This window comes from Allobosea sp., assembly GCF_035999205.1.
Lineage (GTDB): Bacteria > Pseudomonadota > Alphaproteobacteria > Rhizobiales > Beijerinckiaceae > Allobosea.
In genome coordinates, this window is sequence record NZ_DASYHA010000026.1 from 772,142 (window position 1) to 792,932 (window position 20,791).

At 66.6% G+C, this 20,791-nt stretch carries 17 protein-coding genes; 8 read left to right on the forward strand and 9 right to left on the reverse strand.

The features are described 5' to 3' along the window. The 6 genes from VGN82_RS25660 to tssK are packed head-to-tail and all read right to left on the reverse strand — an operon-like array spanning position 1 to position 9,931. Positions 1 to 2,028, reverse strand: coding sequence for a serine/threonine-protein kinase (locus VGN82_RS25660; protein ID WP_327529895.1), 2,028 nt, complete (start codon positions 2,026 to 2,028; stop codon positions 1 to 3). After that, on the reverse strand, positions 2,025 to 2,822 hold the full coding sequence (locus VGN82_RS25665) for a PP2C family protein-serine/threonine phosphatase (protein WP_327529896.1): 798 nt from the start codon (positions 2,820 to 2,822) through the stop codon (positions 2,025 to 2,027). The genes VGN82_RS25660 and VGN82_RS25665 overlap by 4 nt, the downstream gene beginning before the upstream one ends. Continuing rightward, the gene (tagF, locus tag VGN82_RS25670; RefSeq protein ID WP_327529897.1) at positions 2,819 to 3,526 is read right to left on the reverse strand and encodes a type VI secretion system-associated protein TagF; all 708 of its coding nucleotides are present in this window, start codon (positions 3,524 to 3,526) and stop codon (positions 2,819 to 2,821) included. The genes VGN82_RS25665 and tagF overlap by 4 nt, the downstream gene beginning before the upstream one ends. Positions 3,527 to 3,530: 4 nt before the next feature. Next, positions 3,531 to 7,145, reverse strand: coding sequence for a type VI secretion system membrane subunit TssM (gene tssM / locus VGN82_RS25675; protein WP_327529898.1), 3,615 nt, complete (start codon positions 7,143 to 7,145; stop codon positions 3,531 to 3,533). Positions 7,146 to 7,160: 15 nt separating this feature from the next. Then, entirely contained in the window at positions 7,161 to 8,597 is a 1,437-nt protein-coding gene (gene tssL / locus VGN82_RS25680) for a type VI secretion system protein TssL, long form (protein ID WP_327529899.1), read from the reverse strand. Continuing rightward, entirely contained in the window at positions 8,594 to 9,931 is a 1,338-nt protein-coding gene (gene tssK / locus VGN82_RS25685; protein WP_327529900.1) for a type VI secretion system baseplate subunit TssK, read from the reverse strand. Before tssK ends, tssL begins: the two co-directional genes overlap by 4 nt. Positions 9,932 to 10,160: 229 nt before the next feature. Between tssK and VGN82_RS25690 the strand changes: the two genes are divergently transcribed. Together VGN82_RS25690 and VGN82_RS25695 are read left to right on the forward strand one after the other, a co-directional pair. Then, positions 10,161 to 10,661 (forward strand): PAAR domain-containing protein, encoded by a 501-nt coding sequence (locus VGN82_RS25690; RefSeq protein ID WP_327529901.1) that lies wholly within the window; start codon positions 10,161 to 10,163, stop codon positions 10,659 to 10,661. A 124-nt stretch (positions 10,662 to 10,785) separates the two neighbouring features. After that, on the forward strand, positions 10,786 to 11,145 hold the full coding sequence (locus tag VGN82_RS25695) for a RidA family protein (RefSeq protein ID WP_327529902.1): 360 nt from the start codon (positions 10,786 to 10,788) through the stop codon (positions 11,143 to 11,145). 19 nt (positions 11,146 to 11,164) lie between these two features. On the opposite strand, the gene tagH is transcribed toward VGN82_RS25695, so the two are convergent. The 3 genes from tagH to VGN82_RS25710 form a co-directional block, all read right to left on the reverse strand. Beyond that, positions 11,165 to 12,550 carry a type VI secretion system-associated FHA domain protein TagH gene (gene tagH / locus VGN82_RS25700; RefSeq protein ID WP_327529903.1) on the reverse strand — a complete coding sequence of 462 codons (1,386 nt, stop codon included), beginning with the start codon at positions 12,548 to 12,550 and terminating at the stop codon, positions 11,165 to 11,167. A 93-nt stretch (positions 12,551 to 12,643) separates the two neighbouring features. Beyond that, positions 12,644 to 13,201: a DUF6931 family protein gene (locus tag VGN82_RS25705; RefSeq protein ID WP_327529904.1), complete on the reverse strand. Its 558-nt coding sequence runs from the start codon at positions 13,199 to 13,201 to the stop codon at positions 12,644 to 12,646. A 7-nt stretch (positions 13,202 to 13,208) separates the two neighbouring features. Further along, on the reverse strand, positions 13,209 to 15,062 hold the full coding sequence (locus tag VGN82_RS25710) for a type VI secretion system Vgr family protein (protein ID WP_327529905.1): 1,854 nt from the start codon (positions 15,060 to 15,062) through the stop codon (positions 13,209 to 13,211). A gap of 116 nt (positions 15,063 to 15,178) precedes the next feature. Here VGN82_RS25710 and VGN82_RS25715 point away from each other — a divergent pair, with 116 nt between their 5' ends. The 6 genes from VGN82_RS25715 (at position 15,179) to VGN82_RS25740 (ending at position 20,786) form a co-directional block, all read left to right on the forward strand. Next, a complete protein-coding gene (locus VGN82_RS25715; RefSeq protein ID WP_327529906.1) occupies positions 15,179 to 15,730 on the forward strand; it encodes an OmpA family protein in 552 nt (183 codons plus the stop codon). A gap of 70 nt (positions 15,731 to 15,800) precedes the next feature. Next, positions 15,801 to 17,273, forward strand: coding sequence for a type VI secretion system protein TssA (locus tag VGN82_RS25720; RefSeq protein WP_327529907.1), 1,473 nt, complete (start codon positions 15,801 to 15,803; stop codon positions 17,271 to 17,273). 122 nt (positions 17,274 to 17,395) lie between these two features. Beyond that, positions 17,396 to 17,929 carry a type VI secretion system contractile sheath small subunit gene (gene tssB / locus VGN82_RS25725; protein WP_327529908.1) on the forward strand — a complete coding sequence of 178 codons (534 nt, stop codon included), beginning with the start codon at positions 17,396 to 17,398 and terminating at the stop codon, positions 17,927 to 17,929. Positions 17,930 to 17,944: 15 nt separating this feature from the next. Beyond that, complete coding sequence (tssC, locus tag VGN82_RS25730; RefSeq protein WP_327529909.1) at positions 17,945 to 19,450, forward strand: type VI secretion system contractile sheath large subunit; 1,506 nt, start codon at positions 17,945 to 17,947, stop codon at positions 19,448 to 19,450. Between the two features lie 142 nt (positions 19,451 to 19,592). Continuing rightward, positions 19,593 to 20,075, forward strand: a complete 483-nt coding sequence (locus VGN82_RS25735; protein ID WP_327529910.1) for an Hcp family type VI secretion system effector — start codon at positions 19,593 to 19,595, stop codon at positions 20,073 to 20,075. A 204-nt stretch (positions 20,076 to 20,279) separates the two neighbouring features. Further along, positions 20,280 to 20,786 (forward strand): type VI secretion system baseplate subunit TssE, encoded by a 507-nt coding sequence (locus tag VGN82_RS25740; RefSeq protein WP_327529911.1) that lies wholly within the window; start codon positions 20,280 to 20,282, stop codon positions 20,784 to 20,786. Positions 20,787 to 20,791 lie beyond the last annotated feature (5 nt).

Sequence of the window (20,791 nt, forward strand, 5' to 3'; positions counted from 1 at the left end):
TCACTCGATCCGGAAATACCTCACGCCAAGTCCAAGCTTGCTGCCCTGGCGCGCCACGTCCTGTTTCAGGCTGGCGAAGAAGTCGCTCGAGGGCGTCGGGTTGGGGCCCGACAGGGCCGGCAGCGGCGCTTCGCTGACAAAGGTCAGGACAGTCTGCGGGCGCGGCGCGCCGCCGGCCGCCGACTCCAGCTTGAGATTGAAGTTGGCGCGACGGCCGTCGCGCCGGAGATAGCTCCCGAGATTGTAGACGAGGCCGTCATCGCCGATCAGCACGACGGCGACGTTGCGGCCGCCCTCATTGTCGATCGTGCCGCTCAGCACGTCGCCGCTCTTCATGTTGAAGGCATTGATCTGCAGCCGCGGCGTGCGGTCGATATTGTCGCCGAGCTGGCGCAGAAAATCCGCCATAGGGCACTGCGCCGCCGTGATTGGGCGCAGGTGAATCTGCGCCTCGAAGCCGTGCGCCGCCTTGAAGGCGTTGTCGAAGGTGACGAAGGGTTCGGTCGCATTGCCGAAACCTTCCAGCACGACGCGCCGCTCCGACAGCTCCGTCGGCCAGAGGAAGAAGCAGGGCCCGCCCTCGTAAGTGGCGACATAGCGCTGGATGCGCTCGGCCGCGGTGCGGGGCGGCTGTTCCGTCGCGGCCGAGGGCGGCGGCTCGCTGCGGCCGGCACTGGCCGGTGGAGCCTCCGGCCGTGACGACGGCTGTTGCGGTGGGGGCGTCGGCGTCGCGGGCGGCCTTGGCGCTTCGGTGCTCGTGGGCTGCGGCATGCGCGGATCGGGCAGGCTCGGAGCGGCGGGCTGACTCGGTTCCGGCCGCGGAAGCGGGGCCGGCGGCGTTGTGGTCATGCCGATCTGAGGGGTCGGCTGCGGCGTCGCAGGCGGGCTGGCCGGCGGTTCCGACAAGGCCGGAGGCGGGGTCACCGAAGGCGGAGGAGCCGCCGAGGTCGGCGGCGTTGCCGGCTCGGTCAACTCCGGCGGCTTGCTCTGCGCCTGAGCGGACGGCTCCTGGCGTGTCTCGGAGAGAGCCGGCGGCGGGCTGCTCGGCGGGCGCTGCTCGCGGCCGAGGAGCGTCCAGCCATAGAAACCGCCGGCGGCGATGAGGGCGATCGCCGCGACGCCGGCCAGAGCGCGCAGCGGCAGGCCGCCGCTGGGCGCCGGCCTGGCGGGGGCGCCCTTCGGCTGCCAGGCGGCAACCTCGGACATGTCGGCGAAGCGCTCTGCCGGGTCGGCCGCCAGCATCTTCGCCAGCAGCGGGCGGATGCGCGCATCGACGAGCGAGAGATCGGGCACGCGGCGGCGCTTGTCGAGGATCTGGACCTGGGTGCCACCCATGTCGAGCGCCTTGCCGGTCAGTGCCTCGGCCAGGACGAGACCGAAGCTGTACATGTCGGAGCGGCCGGTGACGTCGCCGCCATAGAGGCCGAGCTGCTCGGGCGAGACGTAGTTGTATTTGCCGGCGAAGCCGGAGCCGATCACCGTGCCTTCGCCCAGGATGCTGGAGCGGGCGATGCCGAAATCGATGAGCTTGGCGCGCGCCAAATTGCCGCCGGGCAAGATGATGTTGTCCGGCGAGATGTCACGGTGGATGATGCCGAGCAGGTGGGCGGCATGCAGGGCGGGTGCGATGCGCCGGCGCAGCACATCCGCCTCCTCCAGGCTGAGTGGACCCTGCTTGATGCGCTCCGACAGAGGCTGCCCGTCGACGAACTCCATCGCGAGATAGGGCGCCTGCGTCACCGGATCGATGGTGAACACGTAGTAGCGGACGATCGCCTCGTTGTAGAGGTTGTGGAGCGCTGCCGCCTCACGCCGGAACAGCGCCAGCGCCGCCTCGTCGCGTGCCATTTCCGGGCGGATCATCTTGATCGCCACGGCGTCTCCGGTCTGAATGGCGCGGCCCTTGTAGACCTCGCCCATGCCGCCGACGCCGATCAGGCGCTCGATCTCGTAGATCCCGTTCAGCGTCGTGCCGACGGAGACGGCACCGGCGCGCGGCGCAATGACGGTGCGCTCGGAGTCGCTCATGGCGTGTCGTTCCCCTGCATGCGCATATTGGGCATCCACTGCGTGTTCCGGGAATCGTCCTGATGATAGCGGACGATGATGACCGTGACATTGTCGCGCGCGCCACGCTGCAAGGTCAGCGCCAACAGGGCGTTGCAGGCCTGTTGCGCACCGGCATCCTCGACGGCGCGCAGGATCTCGTCGTCGGCGACATGCTCGGTCAGGCCGTCGGAGCAGAGCACGAAGACGTCTTCGCTTTCGATCTCGCCCGAGTCGAGATCGAGCTCGGGCATGTCGTGCACGCCGATGGCGCGGGTGATGACGTGGCGGCGTGGCGAGTTCCTGGCCTCGGCCGGCGTGAGCACGCCGCGCTCGACCATGTCCTGGACCTCGGTGTGGTCGCGCGAGATCTGCGCGATCTGGCCGGCGCGAATGAGATAGATGCGGCTGTCGCCGGACCAGACGCAGGCGAAATGCCGGTCGTGGACGAGCAGGACCGCGAGCGTCGAGCCCATCGGGGCACCGCCATTGTCGGCGATGCGCTGGCGCAGCTCGGCATTGGCCTCGAGCACGCCTTCCTCCAGCCGTGCCAGCAACTCAGGAGCCGACTGGGTTGCGCCTATGCGCTCGATTGCGGCCGCCACGGTCGCGCTGGCCAGAGCGCCGTTTTCGTGGCCGCCCATGCCATCGGCCACGGCCCAGACGCCGAACTCCGGCCGTACGACCAGATTGTCCTCATTGGCGCTGCGGACGCGGCCGACATGGCTGACCGCGCCGGTCTCGAAAGGGGCGGTCGTCCGGCCGAAGTCGTTCATGGTGCGGCTCGCCGCTGCTGGAGGAACGCATCGAACCGTCCGGTCAGCAGGCCGCTGAACAGATAGGGATCGGGCAGGCCGTGGCCGACCAGGGCGAGCGGCTCGAAATTCTCGCCGCCCACAGTCCAGAAACAGGTTGCATGCGCATAGGCGCGGGCATGGTCCTCGACGCGCAACGCCGCCAGCCGCTCGGGAAAGCCGGAAGCCGAAAGCGCGGTGACGATGGTACCGTCCGAGAGGCGCACCATGTCGGTCGGGGGAGGGGCGAGCAGCGCGTCGCTGGGCATGCGCAACTGGCCCAGGCACTGAGCGACGCTGTCGAAACTCGATTCAGCGTCGAGTGCCTGAAGCAGGAAATCCTCGATCTCGCCGAACCACGCATCCTGCGGGTCCAGCTCCGGGTGCGGGATGGCGCCGCCCGGCTCAGCCATGGCGAAGGCGGTCAGCGGGAAATAGCGCCCGACGCCGTCGACCGAGGGCATGAAGGCGCCCGCGACCGTCTGGCCGCAGAAGGCCTGCCCGATCCAGAAGCGCCAGATCGGGGCGTTCAGGAAAGCCTGCTGCCAGCCGCCGGCGAGTTCGAGACGGCTCGCGGTCAGCCCGCCCTGGAGCCAGGCCTCATAGACCTTGAGGAAGGTGGCGGGCGCGTTCACGGCGATGAAGTCGCGCTTGCCCGGCAGCTTTCCGAACAGGCCGCATGCCATCGCCTCAGATCCCCGTCGGACAGCGGATCTCCCGCAAGGCGGGCAGGATCAGCGGGTTCTTGAGCGAGCCGACGCCGAAAGAATACCCGACCTGCCGGCCGCCGGCCGCGAGCGTCAGCCCGACATTGTCGCCCTGCTTGAGCACCGAACCGGCATCAAGCAGGCGGAAGAAGGACCAGACGCCGTCCTTCTCGAACAGCTTGACCTCGCCCGAGGGCGCGCTCGGTCCGCTGGAGAAGAAGCCGCCGCCGAAGGCGCCGCCAGCACTGCCGCCGCCGAGCGTCAGCGTGATCGCGGTGCGGCCGATGCCGGCGCCCGGCCACATCACCGGCGCAGGCGTGTTGACGCCCTGCTGGCTCTGCACGGTGAAGCCGTTGATCTCGAGCTTGGCGCTGGCCGCGTCGGCCGAGAGCGCGGTCGGCACCACGATCATCTGGAAGGAGGGCAGGTTGCCGCCGGTCGGGAAGAAGGCTTCCTTGATCTCGCTGGCGCGCTGGAACTCGCGGAGCGTCGTCGGCGAGAGCGCGCGGGCGACGCGGCTCTCGACACGCCAGTTCCACTGCGCCTTGGAACTGTCGACATAGGGTTCCAGCCGCTCCTTGTAGAACTTGTCCATGATGCCGCCGGGCGCGAAGAGCCGGGCGAAATCGGCCAGCGGCACGTCGCGCGCGCTCGCCTTCACGAAGGGATAGCGGTTGCTCAGGATCTCCGTGCAGACGCGGCTGACCTGATCGCCCAGAGCCTGGCGCAGCAGGGCGACGGTCGCGCCGGTCGCGTCGCCCTCGAAATCGTTGACGGCAGAGACGACCATGGCGCCGAAGGGCGCGGGATAGCGCGAGGAGTTCGCGCGCAACGACGCGATCAGCGGCACGAGCGCGGCATTGGCGGCTGCCGATTGCGCTGGATTGGTCGCGGCGATGGCAAGGTTCTGGTTGATCTCTGCGAGGATCTGCAGGAGCTGGTCGACCGGTCGGCGGCCGAGATCGCCCTCGACCAGGACATGGAACGGCTTGAACTGGCTTTCGATGTCGGCACCGAGCGCCTCGTTACCGCCGCCGCCGAGGACGCGCTCGACACCGGGTGCGCTGAGCGGAAGGTTCGTGCCGAGCCGGCTGAGCGCATCGCTGGCGCGCTTCTCAAGGGCGTCGGTCGCAGCCTGCGCCGCCGCCTTCTTCGCCGAGGGGCGTTCCTTGGTGAGCTGCGTTTCGTCGCGGACGGATTCGAGGATCTGCTTAAAGGGCGAGGTCGGCGCGGCCATGGCGCTCAGCGCGACATATTGCGGCTTGTCAGCGTTGAGCGGGCGCAGCTTGAGGCGCGCGAGCGTACGCTGCCAGGCGGCGACGTAGTCGCGGCTGTAGAGCTTCAGAAGGTCCTGAAACAGCGTCGCGTATTGCGCGATGATGGCCTGCTGGTCGACATTCTCGCCCAGCACCCAGCGCTCCTTCTCGATCCGGTCGCCGATATCGCCGAGGCGGTCGACGAAGGCGTTCTGGAAGCCGTCATAGGTGTAGAAATAGGGCACGCGGATCGCGTCGAGATCCTCGCCGGCGACGCCTTCGAAAGCCAGGCGGACGTCGGAGCCACCGCGTCGTGCGGCGACCCAATCCTTCTGGCTCTGCGCGCGCGCCTGGGTGCGCAGCAACTCATAGGCACGCTCCGCGATGCTGAGGCGGCGCAACGTGCGCTGGCTGTTCTCGATCAGGGACTGGTTGAGCTTGACCAGAGGCTCGGTGTCGCCGTCGTCGAGATCAAGCATCGCGACGAGGTGCTCCTCCAGCGCCTCGCGGCCCTTGGCGTTGGCGGCGCCGGGGAACAGGTTCTCGGCCCAATCCAGCCGCATCCAGGCGGTGACGAGATCGCGGTCGAGCTTTGCCTGCCCGCCGACCATCATGTAGACCTTCAGCGCCTCGTAGACGAAGCCCGGATTGTTCTGGTTGGCCTCGAGCTGTTCCTCCAGGCGGAAGATGATCCGCGAGCGCAGCATCCGTTCCAGCGCCTGCTGGTAGGTGATCTCCGTCGCGGTCTGGAGCCGGTCGCGCTGGCTGAGGCCGAAGGTGGCGGAGACCGGGGTCGGCTCTTCACGGGTCGCGTAGCCCGCCGGCATGTGGCGCAGCTTGTGTAGCAGCGGCAGCACGCGGCTGAAGTTGCGGTCCGAGATCGTGGTCTCCTGCAGCACGGGGGCGGCGCTGCTGCGATAGTCGGAGAGGCCGTAATTCGTCGCAGTGATGAGGTCGCTGTTGCGCGAGAAGCTCATCCACCACAGGCCGAGCGCGACCAGCGAAACAATCGCGACAGTGGCGAAGCCGGCGACGCGCAGCATCGTTGTCCGGCGCGCGGCGCCGAGATCGGTCGAGACCCAGCCGGCCTCGCCGATGATCACCTTCTGGATCAGGTCGGTCAGGAAATAGCTCTTGCCGCGGCCGGAATAGGCGCCGGCGCTGGCATGGTCGCTGCCGAAATTGCGCGAGAGCGCCCCGATCAGCTGGTCGATCGGCGTTCCCTCCTGCGTGCCGGAGGTGAAGTAGAAGCCACGCAGCGTCGCATTGGCGTGATAGCGCGTCGGCTCGAAGACGCGGCCGAGGAAATCGACGATCGAGCGCTTCAGCGTCGCCATCTGGCTCGGGAATCCGAAGATCTGGGCGCGCGCGGTCGGGTTGGCCTCGTCCTGGAGCCGGTCGGGCAGGCGTTCGTTCAGCCGCTCGATCAGCGCGTCGTATTCGGGCGCGACGTCGCCGATCATGTTGCGGGTCTTGTCCGTGGTCTGGAAGGAGTGGCCCCAGACCATGCGGCGCTGTGGCTCGGACAGCGAGCCGAAGAACTCGTTGAAGCCGGCGATCAGGTCCGACTTGGTGAACACGGCATAGACCGGGAAATCGACCTTCAGCCGCTCGTTCAGCTCGAGCAGGCGGCTGCGAATCGCGTCGGCGTGGGCGGCGATTTCCTCGGGGCTCGAGGTCAGCAGGTCCTCGACGCTGATCGCGACCATGACGCCGTTGATCGGCTGGCGTGGCCGGTTGGCCTTGAGCAGGTCCAGGAAGGCGAACCAGCTCGCCTTCTCGGCCTTGGTGTCGGTGTCCTGCGTGGTGTACCGGCCGGCGGTGTCGATCAGCACCGCTTCCTCGGCGAACCACCAGTCGCAGTAGCGGGTGCCACCGACGCCAGCGATGGCGGCGGGTGTGGCGCCGCCGCGGGCGAGGGGAAACTTCAGCCCGGAATTGACCAGCGCCGTCGTCTTGCCAGCGCCGGGCGGACCGATGATCACATACCAGGGCAGGTCGTAGAGGTAGTCGCCGCCCTTCGTGCCGCGGGCACGGCGCAGCGTCGCCAAGGCGTCGTGCATGGCGCCGGAGAGGGCCGCGGCATCGCCGGTCGATTCCTGCTGCTGTTCCAGCGCCTCGGTCAGCGCAGCGGTCGCGCGGCGGCGGCGGATCACGATCACGGCGATCCAGGCGAGCGCGCCGAGCGCCAGCAGGACGACGAGGGGCAGGCGCACCCAGACCGACTCGAACGGCCTGACCTCGCCGACGGCAAGGAAGGGCGCGCCGAACCAGACGAGCAGGGCGAGCGCCAGCGTTCCCAGCAGTATCGCGCCGATCCTGAGCCAGGTCGCGAGGTTCATCCGCTTGAGCCTCCGTCAGACGTTGCGCTGGATCACGATCTCGACGCGCCGGTTCTTGGCGCGTCCTTCGCGGGTGGCGTTGGGGGCAATCGGGACGTCGGCGCCCTTGCCCTCGAAGCTGATCCGATCGGGCTTGCTCAGCTTCGTCTTCAACAGCTCGCCCACCGCCTTGGCCCGGGCCTGCGAGAGCTCGACATTCGAGGGGAAGCGGGCGGTGCGGATCGGGACGTTGTCCGTGTGGCCGAGAACCTTGACGGTACCGCCCTCGGTTTCGAGCACGGTCGCGATCCGCTCGATCAGTGGCCGGAACTCGTCGCGCACGGCGGCCTGCCCCGGCTCGAACAGGGTGATGTCGACGAGTCTGACGATGATCACGTTGGGCGTGACCTGGCAGACGATCGGCGGCTGTACCGCGCCGCAGACCTTGGGCGGCACGGGCGGCGGCGGGAGTGGCGGCGGCGGCGCCGAGAAGACCTTGCGGACGATGCCGAGCTCACCCTTGGGGTGGACGGAGAGCAGGGCCGTGGCAGCGGCTTCCGCATTGCCCGAGAGCAGGAAGCGGAAGACGAAATAGAGACCGAGCACGGCGACACCTGCGAGCGCCGCGACCGACCAGACCGGGACCTTGAAGCGCGCCACCTGAGAGGCGATCGCCTGGCCTCGCCAGCGCGGCGACAGCTCGGCGTCGGGCTGCTTCACCCGCCGCAGCGTCTCGAACAGGTTGCGCTGGATCATCTGCAGATTGGCGGCGCCGCCGGAAGACGTGCGATGGATGCCCTGGAAGCCCAGCGCCAGGCAGGCATGCATCATCTCGAGCAGGTCGTAGTTCACCGACGGGTCGGCCTTGGCCCGGTCGAGCTCTTCGAAGAAGCGCACGCCACCGACACGCTCGCCGAAGAAGCGCGAGAGCATGCTGTACTGCGTCCAGACATGCCGGTCCTCGCCCGGGATGTTCTGGACGATGTCGTCCGCCGCCGCGCAGAGGATGTATTTGGCAGTGCGCGTCTGTTCGGCGGAAACGCCGGCGGCACGGACCTCGTGCTCGAAGGCCTCGATCGTGTCGGTAACCTGTCCGAGCAACTGCGCTGGCGGAGCACTGCTCAAGGATGAGCGCAGACGCCCCAGCAGCAGCAGCAGCGGCCCGGCGGCGCGCAGCAGCGGGTTCGCGTTCGGCGTCAGCAGCTGCTCGCGCCCCGGCATCGGCCCGCCCGAGACGGGTGGAGGCGGTGGCGCCGGGCGCTGCGGGATCGGCGGGGCGGCGGAGAGCCATTCCTCGCCTGTTCCGGGAACGCCGGGCGAGGCGACCGGCGGCGGCGCATAGGGCGTCGGCGCCGCCGGCGCCGGTTGCGCCGGGCGGGAGGGCAGGGGCGCACGGCGGCCGGCCGGGTTCGGCCTGATGATGGTTCGGTCGGAACGGCCGAACGGATCGGAGGGCGAACCCGGATCGCTCATCGCCTGCCCTCGAGCACGGCCCAGAGCTCCAGTTCGAGATCGGGCCAGTCACCGGAGAAGTGCATGCCGATCGAACTCGCCGTCGAGAATTCGGGCCAGAGCGGCGAGGTCCGGTCGAGATAGAAATAGACATGGTCCGTCAGCGCGCGGATCTGCGGCGGCGGCGTCGGCAGGTGGACGAGGCTGATGCCCGGCAAATGGGCGTGCACGATCTCGTTCATCTTGGTGTTGGGGCCGACCTTGAAGAGCTGCGGGAACTGCGCCTGGATCTCGGTGAGCGGGCGACGCGCCGCGACTTCCAGTACCAGTGTCGCGTTGCGAACGAGGCTGCGGTCGCGGATCGTCGACATGAAGGCGTTGGGCGCGCGCTCGGTGATCTCCAGACGGATGGCGCGGCGGCCGAGATTGGCCGAGAGGAAGTCCTGGATGTCACGCACGACGGGCGTGAAGCAGGTTTCCAGATCGTCATGGTCATAGGCCGGATAGTCGCGGGCGCGCCGCTCGGCCGTGGTGAAGGTCGCGAGTTCGCCGGCCAGCGCCACGAAGGTCACGAAGAGCCGCTCGGGATGGACATAGCGCGACTGGCGCAGATGCTTCAGCACCGGGATCTGTCGGTTCAACAGCTGCAGCATGAAGTAGTCGGCGCTCTGCAGGCCGCCGCCGGCGGTCGGGTCGGCGGCGTAGCGGGCGAGTTCCTCCAGCTTGTTGTCGATCCAGCCGATGACGCGGTCGAGCCAGCCTTCGATCACCGGATAGGCCGAACAGACGAGGACGGGCGGCGCGAATTTCTCGTCGAACAGGATGGCGCGGTCGCGCACCTCGAGGATGCGCCCGAGCGCGAGGCCGACATAGCCGGCCTTGGCGGTCTTGCGCAGTTCCAGCGTCAGGCGCGGATGGGCGATGTCGATCTCCTCCTCGATCCGCAGCGAGGCGGTCGAATCGATCAGCATCTCGGTCGCGGGAACGAAGCGGCTGGCGCTGCCGTTCAGCGCGTCCTCGACCTCGCGGGTGTTGGCCGAAGCCAGCGGCAGCGACAGCCAGACGATCTGGCCGGCGGCGTTTTCTGGAACCTCGATCGCCAGCGGCAGCGGGCTGTTGTCGGGCATGGCGAAGGGCGTGCCGTCCGGCATCACGCCGACGGCGCGACGCAGGCCGATCCGGCTCTGCTGGGCGAGATCGCGGTCGATCTCCAACACCGAGAATCCCCATGGGTAAGGGGTGACATGCCGGACGCGGTTTTCCAGCAGGTTCTCAAGATACCGATCGTTCTGCTGGAAGTGATGCGGCCTGAGAAACAGCCCTTCCGACCAGACGACCTTGCTGTACCACGACATCCGGGTCTCGCTCACTCAAAGGCATGTGGGCAACCTTATACGGGTCACCAACAAGCGTCACCAAGTGAATGCTAGGGCGCAGGAAACCGGCCGCCGTCATCAACTTGAATGATGCGCCGTTGCGCGATCGCGGGCAGTCGATCAGGATCGAATCCGTTGCCAACATGAACATGGATGGCTGCACCGACTGCGGCCGCGTCCCGATGGCGGCGATCAGCAGGAGCCGACGATGCCGACAGGTCCAGCCGCACGAATTCTCGACATGGTGCTGCATCCGCTGCCGGGCATCCTCCAGCCGGGACCGGGGAGTCCCAATGTGCTGATCGGCGGGCTGCCGGCCTGGCGCGGCGTCTCGGCGGCTGCTGCGGCCGCGATCCAGGCAGCCCGACAGGTTTCGGACGCCGTGATCACGACGGCGGAGGCCGCGACGCTCGCAGCCGCAGGCACACCGGGAGCACCCGCGGCCAAGGCTGCGGAGGAGACTGCGAAGGCCACTGCGGCCGCCAGCATGGGCTCGATGATCACCGGCGCCGCGGGCGGTGCCGACATCCACAATTGTCTGACGCTCCTGCCAGCGCCGCCGCATGGGCCTGGCGTCGTCATCGACGGCTCGCAGACCGTGCTGATCAACAACCTCTCGGCCTGCCGGGTCGGCGATACGATCATCGAGGCGGTCGGGCCGCCGAACAAGATCACGATGGGCCTGACCACGGTGATCATCGGCGGCTGACGGGGGGCGTTGTTCCCGCATCGGCTTCGCCCGAAAACCGCATGCCACTTTTCGGGCCGATGCTTTAGGACGAGCGCGGCGCGGGCAACTCCGCCCCGCCCCAGTTCAGCAGAGGATACCGACCATGGCCATCGAACGCATCGGAGTGACGCAGCGCTGGTGCGATGCCGCGATCTTCAACGGCATCGTCTTCCTGGCCGGCCATGTCGCCGAGAAGACGGAAGGTCGCCCGCTCGGCGAGCAGACGACGGAGGTCCTGGCGCTGCTGGAAGAGACGCTGGAGGCTGCCGGCAGCGACAAGACGCGCATCCTGAGCGTCCAGATCTTTCTCACCGACATCTCGAAGATCGCCGAGATGAACGCCGTCTGGGATGCCTGGGTGCCGGCCGGCACCGCGCCCGCCCGCGCCACCGTCGAGGCCAAGCTCGCCTCGCCCGGCCACGACATCGAGATCACGGCGGTCGCGGCGAAGCTTGGTCTGTGACCGAGCCATCGCGCCGTGGCTATTTCCCGCCGCGGTCGTAGCATTCGGCGAAATAGAGCATGAAGGCGTCGACGAGGCCGTCCTCATAGGGGGCGGTCTTGGCCTCCCAGCGAGCGACATAGGAATCCCACATCTTCGCCTTGCGCGAGCCGAGCAGCGAATCGAGGCCGCGCTCCTGCGCCGTGCTCTCGGCGATCGCCTGCGGGTCGAGATCCTCGACCAGCATGCGCAGGGCGTGCTGCATGGCTGAATAGGTCTTGATCTGGTGGGCCTTGAGGTCGCGGAAACTCTCGTCGAAAGCCTTCTGCGCGCTGAGATAGCCGCTCTTCGGCTTGCCGAAGATGAGCTGCAGCGCGTCGTCGACCGTCGGTGAGAATTTCAGCGGGTTGTTGTCCTGCGCCTGGATCATCGTCTGGTTGGCGCTGCGGGCGATGCGCTTGCTCTCGGCGCGGGCGGCGAGCAGCTGCTTCAATTCGATCGCGACGAGACGCATCAGGCCGCCGAGCTGCTCGGCGAAGGCGCCGGGATCCTGCCAGCCGAGCGCATCGGTCGAAAGTCCAGCGCCCTTGGCGAAACGCTGGACGAACTCGGCGGCCGAGATCGCGGGCATTCCTCCGGGCATCGGCACTGGCGCGAAGGGCTGAGGCGGTGGTGGCGCGTAGGGCTGCGCCGGTGGCGGGTCGATCGGAGGCAAGGGCGCGATCGGCGCGGCGGCTTGCACCGGCGCGGCATCGCTCCAGGGATCGCCCGGCGGCAAGTCGGCGGTGATCGGCCGCCGCGGCGTCGGGATCGGTGCCACCGGCTCCACAGCTGGTGGGGGCGGCTCCTGATAGGGGGCCCAGGCGAAGTCTTCGCCGCCGGCCTGTGGTGCCGGCTGGGACGGCGGAGGCGCGGCCGGTTCCTGATTCGGGGCCGGGATGTCCGCAGCCCAGTCGATGAAGCCGTCATGGACGGGGCGATGCCGGCTTGGCGGCAGCAGGTCGCGACGCGGAATCGGTGGGGCTTCGTCGCCGCTCGACGCCCAAAGCGATTCGGGCTGCGCAGCGAAGGCCGGGACGGCCGCGGGGGCGGGTTCCGGCCGGGCGGCGTCGTTGATTGTCACCGCGATGATGTAGTGGCCGATCTCCAGCTTGTCGCCATGCTGGAGCCGGTAGGGCGACTGCACGCGCTGGCTGCCGCCATTGACGTAGGTGCCGTTGGTCGAGACATCGCGGAGCCAATAGTTGCCGTCCTGGAAGCGGACCTCGCAATGGCGGCCGGAGATCGCGCGCGTCGGATCGGGCAGCGACCAGTCGAGATGCTGGTCGCGGCCGATATCGAGACCGCGGCCTCCGCTCAGCGTGACGCTAAGGGGCCCGCCGTCGGGTAGCGCAGTCTCGTTCTCGATCGTCAGCGTCAGCGGCATCGTGCGAATTCCGGAGAGGACCCAGTGCCCGCACGCCCATGCATGCGACGATGCCGGACTTTGCTGCGGGGGCGCAGGCCCGGCGGGTGGCGCTCAGGATCGGGTCTTGCTGGCGTCGTCATCGGCCAATCGAATGCATGCTTCGATGCAGTTGCGCAATGCGGCCTGATGCTCTCGCCCGGAAAGCCGGCCCAGCGCGGTCAGAACCGCGACGCGTGCCATCTTCGCCGTCAGGTCGGGCGGGCAGGGCACGGCATGGGTCGCCACCATGCTCCCGCCCGAATAGCCGGCGGCGAAGGCGACCCAGGTTCCGGCAAGGGCCGGATCGCCCTCATCGGCCAGGGCGAGCGCCGCCCTGCGGGTCTCGTCGCGTGGGTCGCGAACCCAGGTTTCGGCTGCAACAAGGCCGTCATCCTGCCGAGTTCCGGGGGACTGCATCGCGCGCAGCGACTGTGCGGCCCACCAGACCGCCTCGCGGCGCGGCAGGACGAAGGCGCAGAAAGCGATAGCCTCGGCCGGCGCCGGACCTTGTGCCAGCCGCTTCAGGAAGGCCAGCGGATGCTCGGTCGTCGGTTTGGTGGCGACGACCTTGCGGAGCGAGGGGAAGGTGTCGAACACCTCCTGGGCGGTGCTGAAGCGCAGACGCGACATCGGGATCTCAGTTTATCTTGACCATGCCGCCATTGATGATGACGACCGCGTCGCTGCGCACCTCCGTCTTGGCGACGCTGGTGATCACGATGGTCGGCGAGGAGATCTCGATGCTGGTCGGCAGCATCTTGATCGTGCTCTGGCCGACCGTGAGGTTGATGGCATCGCGGGCCTCGACATCGAGCTTTCCATTCTGGATGTCGAGCTTGTCATTGCCCTTCTTCAGCGTGGTTTCGCGCGAATAGCCGCCATCCTGGTAGTCAGGGCCGATCTCGCGTGTCTCCTTGCTCTTGACGAGGACCTCGTGGTCCTTCTCGGCCTGCATGCTGAAGACTTCCTGGCCCTTGCGGTCCTCGAACTTGATCTCGTTGTAGCAGTCGGAAAAGCCGGCGCCGTCGGTCGATTCCGATTTCAGGCCGGACTGGGTCTTGTTGTCGGGCAGGGCATAGGGCGGCTTGTGCTGGTCGTTGACGACGGTTCCGGTGACGAGGGGCAGGTCGGGATTGCCCTCCAGGAACTCGACCACGACTTCCTGGCCGATGCGCGGGATGACCTGCCCGCCCCAGTTCTTGCCAGACCACATCTGCGCGACGCGGGTCCGGCACGAGGTGGATTCATCCTCGCGGTCCCAGTGAAAGCGCAGATAGATCCGGCCGAACTCGTCGACGTCGATGTCGCCTTCCTCGCCCTGGTTCCTGTCGCCCACGACCTTGGCGGTGTGCGGGCCGTAGACCGTCGGGCGCGGGGTCAGCAGAGGGGCCCGGAAGCGCCGGTCGCTCTTTTGGAACTCGTAGGTGCCACCATAGAGCGATTCATCGCCGCTGCCCGAGCGATAGCTCTGTCCGGTAAAAGAGTGGCTCGCCCGGACGACGAGGTACTCGATGTTCTCCGTGCTCGTCTGATGGGCGGAAAGCTTCATCAGCGCACCCGGATGCAGGCTGGGCGCGTCACCGGCGGCGAAGCGGCGATCGTCCTGGGCCTGCTTGGCCTGCACCCGGACGCGGGCGAAATGCTCGCCCTCGCCCCGCTTGATGTAGCTGCGGGGATAGTCATAGGCCTCATAGGATTTCGCCTTGTCGAAGCCTTCCTCGGCGCGGGCCGTCAGGTCGGAGCCGGATTGCTCGAAGTCGTAGTCCTTCAGCGCAATCTTGCCGGTCTGTAGCCGCCTTATGGTCGACCAATGCGTCATGTGTTCGATGTGGCGCGGCAGGCGGCTGGTCACCGGCATCAGCGGATAGGCGGTTCCGGCACCGGCGAAGGTCGGCTGGGCGGCAGCTTCGATCGGGTCATGCGAGGAGCGTGAATCCGAGAGCACCAGCTTGTGGTCGCCATCGACATGCTTGAAATAATAATAGATCCCGTACTGCTCCATCAGCCGGAGCACGAAGTCGAGATCGGTCTCGCGATACTGGACGCAGTAGTCGATCTTCTCCAGCCCGTCGCTGGTGCGGTCGTCGAAGCTTGCGGTCTCCTCCTTGGCGAAGATCTGCTTGATGATCTCGATCGCGGTCTTGTTCTTGAAGATCCGGCAATCTGCGCGCTGCGAGAGCAGCCAGAGCCAGGGCCGCAGCGTGAATCGGTAGAGATACAGGTCGTTTTCTTTGCCCTGCCACTGGGCATCGACCAGCGTGCCGTTGAAGATCCGGTGGCTGCCGTTCTTCAGTGTCATCTTCACGGAGCACTTCTGGCTCATGATGCTCTGAAGGTCGGCGTTCTCAGTCTTGCTGCTGGCCTCTATCTGAAATGTAAACAATTCGCTTAAGGCTTCTTGAGCTTCAAAGCGCACAAGTGAAAATACATCTTTACCCATGGGGGTATCGAACGAAGCAGTTCTTTGAAACTGTCGAAGATCGGAGACCATCAACGAAACCTCACGGCTGTAGATGCTATTTTGATATTGACGTAGCGGATGGCGTGAGGCATATTTTACGCCTTCAATCTTTAACCGCCCGCGTTAAGCTAAACGGGAGGGGGACCATGCGCAAGCAGCCCGCGAATACAGCCGTCGCCATCCTTTCCGTTGGTTTTTATGTATTGCAGGCGCTTTCGGCGCAGGCGCAGACCTACAAGGCTGACGATATCGTCAAGCATTTCCAGCCGGCGGCGCCGCAGACGAGTCCCACGCGCGGGCTGTGCATCGGCACCGAGGCCGACTGCAGCAAGGCCGGTCACCAGGTGAAACCGGCCACGACGGCGGCCTTCGACCTCGTCGTGCGCTTCAAGTACAATTCCGACGTGCTCGAGCCCGATGCGAGGATCAATCTCGACGAGTTCGCCAAGGCTCTGAAGACCCCGCAGCTCGCCTCCAGCAGCTTCGTGGTCGAGGGGCATACCGATGCCTCGGGCACGCCGGCCTATAATCGCGATCTGTCGCAGCGGCGCGCGCAGGCGGTGGTGCGCTATCTGAGCGAGCGAGGCATCGATACGGCCAAGCTCGCGGCGCGCGGCTATGGCCAGGACAAGCCCGTCGTCGCCGATCCGTTTGCCGGCGAGAATCGCCGCGTCGAAACGCGGCTGAAGAACGATTGAGCGATCCCGACGCGCCCGCTGGGCGGATTTCCCTGCGGTTGAGCCGCTGAATGCGTGACCGGTGAGGGCCATGGCGGCTTTGAACTTTGCTGAATACGCGGACGCGATCTCCGGCGACGAACCGTGCGGGCCGGACCTCGAGGACGATGCCGACTTCATGAACGTCACGGCGCGGCTCGAGGTCGCGCTGCCGGCGCAGTACTTCAAGCGCGATCACGACGGGCGGCAGGTCGCGTTCGACCGCAGCACGATCGAATTTCCGGCCGCTTTCTCGGATATCGGCAAGCTGCTCGAGCGCTCGCGTGACCTGCGTGTGCTCGTGCTGGCAGGCAAGCTCGCGATCCTCAACCGCGATGTGACGGCCTTTGCCGGCTGCCTAGCGACCATCGCCGCCCTCCTGTCCGAGCACTGGGAGGAGGTGCATCCGCGCGCCATGGATGGCGATTTCATCATGCGCGAGGTTGCGCTGCAGAGCCTGGACGAGCTGCCGACGGTCGTGCTGCCGCTGCAGCATGCGCCGCTCTTCGTCAGCCGGCGCATCGGCCCCTTCGCCTTCAGGAGCCAGCTCGTCGCCAGCGGCGAGACCAAGCTGGTCGACGGGGAGCAGCATCCCGACCAGGGTGCGATCCAGGCGGCGCTGAGCGAGGCGGATATCGACGATCTCACGGCCACGCTCGGGCGCGCTCGCGCGATCGGCGATGCGCTCGACCGGATTCGCGCGATCTGGCTGGAGAAGGTCGGGGCCGATCATGCGCTCAGCTTTCCGCGCCTGTCGGCGCTCGTTGGTCAGATCGTCGCCTTCCTCGATGCCGCGGTGGCGCGTCGCGTGCCGGGGCATCAGGCGATGCCGGCGGTGCCGGCAGCCCCAGGCGCAGTCGCGCCAACAGGCACGAGCAACCTTGCTTCGGGTGCGTGCGGCAACATCCTTCAAGTGAAGGATACGCTGGCCGCCTGCCTCGCCTATTTTCGCCGAATGGAACCTTCGAGCCCGGCGGTCCTGCTGATCGGCCAGGCACAGCAACTGATCGGCAAGTCCTTGATCGAAGTCATTCAGATCATGTTCCCGGACCATCTCAGCAGCGCGGTTCTGGAGATCGGCGACAGGCCGCGTTTCCGGCTGCCGCTGGAGCGTCTGAGCGTGCCCGAGGATGCTGCGGAGGAAGAGAGTTGCGAGACGAGTTCCTATGAGGAGGAGACCTCCTACGAGGACAGCTCGGACGACGAAGCTTCTGATGCATCTGCGGATGAGGGCGAGGCCGAGGCCGATGACGTCAGCGATGCCGAGACCGTCGAAGAGACGGTCGCTGAACCTGCAGAGGAGCGGCGAGCCGCTCCGGCGAAGGCGGCCCTTCCGAGGATCGAAAGCCGCGCCGACGCCGTTGCGGGCATGAAGGCGGTCGCGGCGTTCTATCGCCAGATCGAGCCTTCACATCCGACGCCGCTGCTGATGGACAAGGCCTGCTCGCTCGTTCAGCAGGATTTCATGGCGCTTCTCGGCAACATCCTGCCCGAGGTGGCGCTGGTTCCGGACGCCGACAGCTAGGGCAGTTTTTTGTAATCCGCTTGAACCCAGCGTCACACTGGCGCGACTATATCGGTGGAGACCAACAACGGTTACGATGTCACGTTACGTCGGCGTGGCGCGATTGCAGAGGGGCTGGCAACATGGCCGGAGATTCAGGACAGAAGTTCATCCGCCGCAACAGACCGCCGCGGGTCCATATCACCTATGAAGACCCGTACAACGCCGAGCAGAAGATCGAGCTGCCCTTCGTCATGGGCGTGATGGCCGATCTCTCGGGCAACGCCGCGGGCGTCGAGAAGCCTGAGATCTCGCAGCGCAAGTTCCTTGATTTCGACATGGACAATTTCGACCAGCGCATGGCTGCGATCGAACCCGGGGTCGCCTTCAACGTGCCCAACAAGCTCGGCGATGGCGGTGACAAGCTGTCGGTGGCGCTGAAGTTCTCGAAGTTCGACGATTTCAACCCGGCTGCCGTCGCCCGCCAGATCCCGGCTATGGCGAAGCTGCTGGAGGCGCGCGAGCAGCTCGCCAATCTCGTCCGCTTCATGGACGGCAAGATGGCGGCAAGCGATCAGGTCAAGGCGCTTCTCGCCGATCCCCAGCTGATGGCTGCGCTCAAGGACAAGCTTGCCGACAAGCCGTCCGACGGCACGGCGGCCGAAGTCAACAAGTAAGCAAGCGAGGCGGCAATGGCAGCGGAAGCACAATCCCAGCAGCCCGGCGGCGCAGCCGCCGAGACCCGTGATCTCGATGAGTTCGCCTCGGTCCTGAAGCAGAGCTTCAAGCCCAAGACCGAGCGTGCCGCGACCGAGGTCGAGGCCGGCATCGCGACCCTGGTCAACCAGGCGCTCGCCGACCAGTCGCTCATCAAGACCGACGTGCTCGACACGATCGAGGAGATGATCGCCCGGCTCGACGCGAAGCTGACCGAGCAGATGAACGAGGTGCTGCACGCACCGGAGTTCCAGCAGATCGAGAGCGCCTGGCGCGGGCTGAACTATCTGGTCTTCAATTCGGAGACCGACGCACAGCTCAAGATCAAGGTGATGAATGTCTCGAAGAACGAGCTTTATCGCAACCTGAAGACCTATCCCGGCGCGCGCTGGGATCAGAGCCCGCTGTTCAAGCAGGTCTATGAGCAGGAGTTCGGTCAGCTCGGCGGCCAGCCCTTCGGCTGCCTGATCGGCGACTACCACTTCAGCCATGTCCCGACCGACGTGCAGCTGCTGCGCGACCTCTCCAAGGTCGCGGCCGCCGCCCACGCCCCGTTCTTCGCCGGTGCCGATCCGACGCTGATGAGCATGGACTCCTGGACGGAGCTGTCCAACCCGCGCGATCTCAGCAAGGTGTTCGACACGCCCGACTATGCGGCCTGGAAGGGCCTCCGCGACGCGGCCGACTCCCGCTATGTCGGCCTGTGCCTGCCGCGGGTGCTCTCGCGGGTGCCTTACGGCGCGAAATCGGAGCCGGTCGAGGAGTTCGCCTTCGAGGAGGACACCGACGGTCACAAGGGCGAGAAATACGCCTGGATGAACGCGGCCTATGCAATGGCCGTCAACATCAACCGCGCCTACAAGGAGTATGGCTGGTGCACGCGCATCCGCGGGGTGCAGTCCGGCGGCGAGGTGCTCAACCTGCCGACCCACACCTTCCCGACGGATGATGGCGGCGTCGACCTGAAATGCCCGACCGAGATCGCGATCAGCGACCGGCGCGAGGCGGAACTGGCCAAATCCGGCCTGATCCCGCTGATCCATCGCAAGAACACCGACAAGGCCGCCTTCATCGGGGCTCAGTCGCTCTACAAGCCCAAGGCGTTCTCCGGCCCCGACGGGGTCGCGGCGACCGCTTCGGACAACCTGTCGGCGCGGCTGCCCTACATGTTCGCGGTCTCGCGCTTCGCGCACTATCTGAAGTGCATGGTGCGAGACAAGATCGGCTCCTACAAGGAAAAGGAGCCGCTGCGGCGCTGGCTGCAGGAGTGGATCACCGACTATGTCGATGGCGATCCGGTCAATTCCAGCGAAGAGACGAAGGCGCGGCGCCCGCTCTCCGATGCGCGCATCGACGTCTTCGAGGACGAGGAGAACCCTGGCTACTACTCGGCCAAGTTCTATCTCCGGCCGCACTTCCAGCTCGAGGGCATGGATATCGGCTTGAGCCTGGTCTCACGCCTGCCAGCTCCCAAGACGTGATCGTCACCTGACCAGCATGTGACGTCAGCAACCAAGACCTTCAGCGCTCCGGGCGGTCGAGCCCGGGCGCGTAGGAGAACTGCGTCCAGTATTCGGGTTTCACCGAGACATTCACCTTCACTTCCAACCATTGGAGATGATCATGGCTACCGACTTCCTTCTCGAGATCGACGGCATCAAGGGCGAAAGCCAGGATTCCAAGCACAAGGACACGATCGAGGTCGATTCCTTCTCCTGGGGCGTCAGCAACGCCGGTTCGCATGCGGCGGGCTCCGGCGGCGGCGCCGGCAAGGCGAGCTTCCAGGACATCCACTTCACCTCGTCCGTCGGCAAGGCTTCGGCCAACCTGGCGCTCTCCTGCGCCACCGGCAAGCACATCACCAAGGCCACGCTTTTCGTCCGCAAGCAGGGCGAGAACCAGCAGGACTACTACGTCCTGACGCTGGAGGACCTGATCGTGTCGAGCTACCAGTCCGGCGATGCCGCCGGCGGCTCCAGCGTGCCGACCGACCAGTTCTCGTTGAACTTCGCCAAGATCAAATACGAGTACAAGGCCCAGAAGAAGGACGGCTCGCTCGACGCGCCGGTCACGATGACCTGGGATCTCAAGCAGAACAAGAAGTGACGTCACGCGCAGGCCGGTGTCGCGAAGGTGGCGCCGGCCTGCCGCCTTTCGGTGGTCGTTGCGGAGAAGCGCCGCGGCGGCCATCGTGCTTGTGTCCCCGCCGGTGGCGGGTTCCGCCGATGACCGAGATGCGATCCGGGGTGCCATGAACGGTCTGATCCGATGAACGGCCCGATCTCGAGGAAGCGGCTGCGGCCGCCATTGATGTTCGCCTTCCGCGAGGCGCATCTCGAGAAGGATGCGAAGGTTGCGCTCGACCTGCGCGACGAAGGCGGCGAACGGGTTCTGGCGAACCGTCGCGCCGCGCCGCGCGCCGCCATCACCGAGCCCAAGCTCCGGCGCGAGATCGCGATCGACCTCGAAGGTCTGGTCAATACGATCAACCTGGCCTCGTCCGTCGATCTGTCGGAGTTCGAGCATGTCGGCCGCTCGATCCTCAACCACGGCTTTCCCGACCTGGCCAACCGCACCATCGACGAGCACCGCGTGGATCTGATCCGCGAGGACATGATTGCCGTCCTGCTCGGCTACGAACCTCGGCTGATCCGCGAGTCCGTTGCCGTCGAGCGCGACGATTCGCTCGACCGGGCCGAACTCAAGGTGCGCTTCCTCGTGCGCGCGGACCTCAATTGCGAGCCGCTCAACGTGCCCGTCCAGTTCGTCGCCGATCTCGAACTGGATACCGGCAAGATGGCGATCAGGAGCCGCTAGGAACG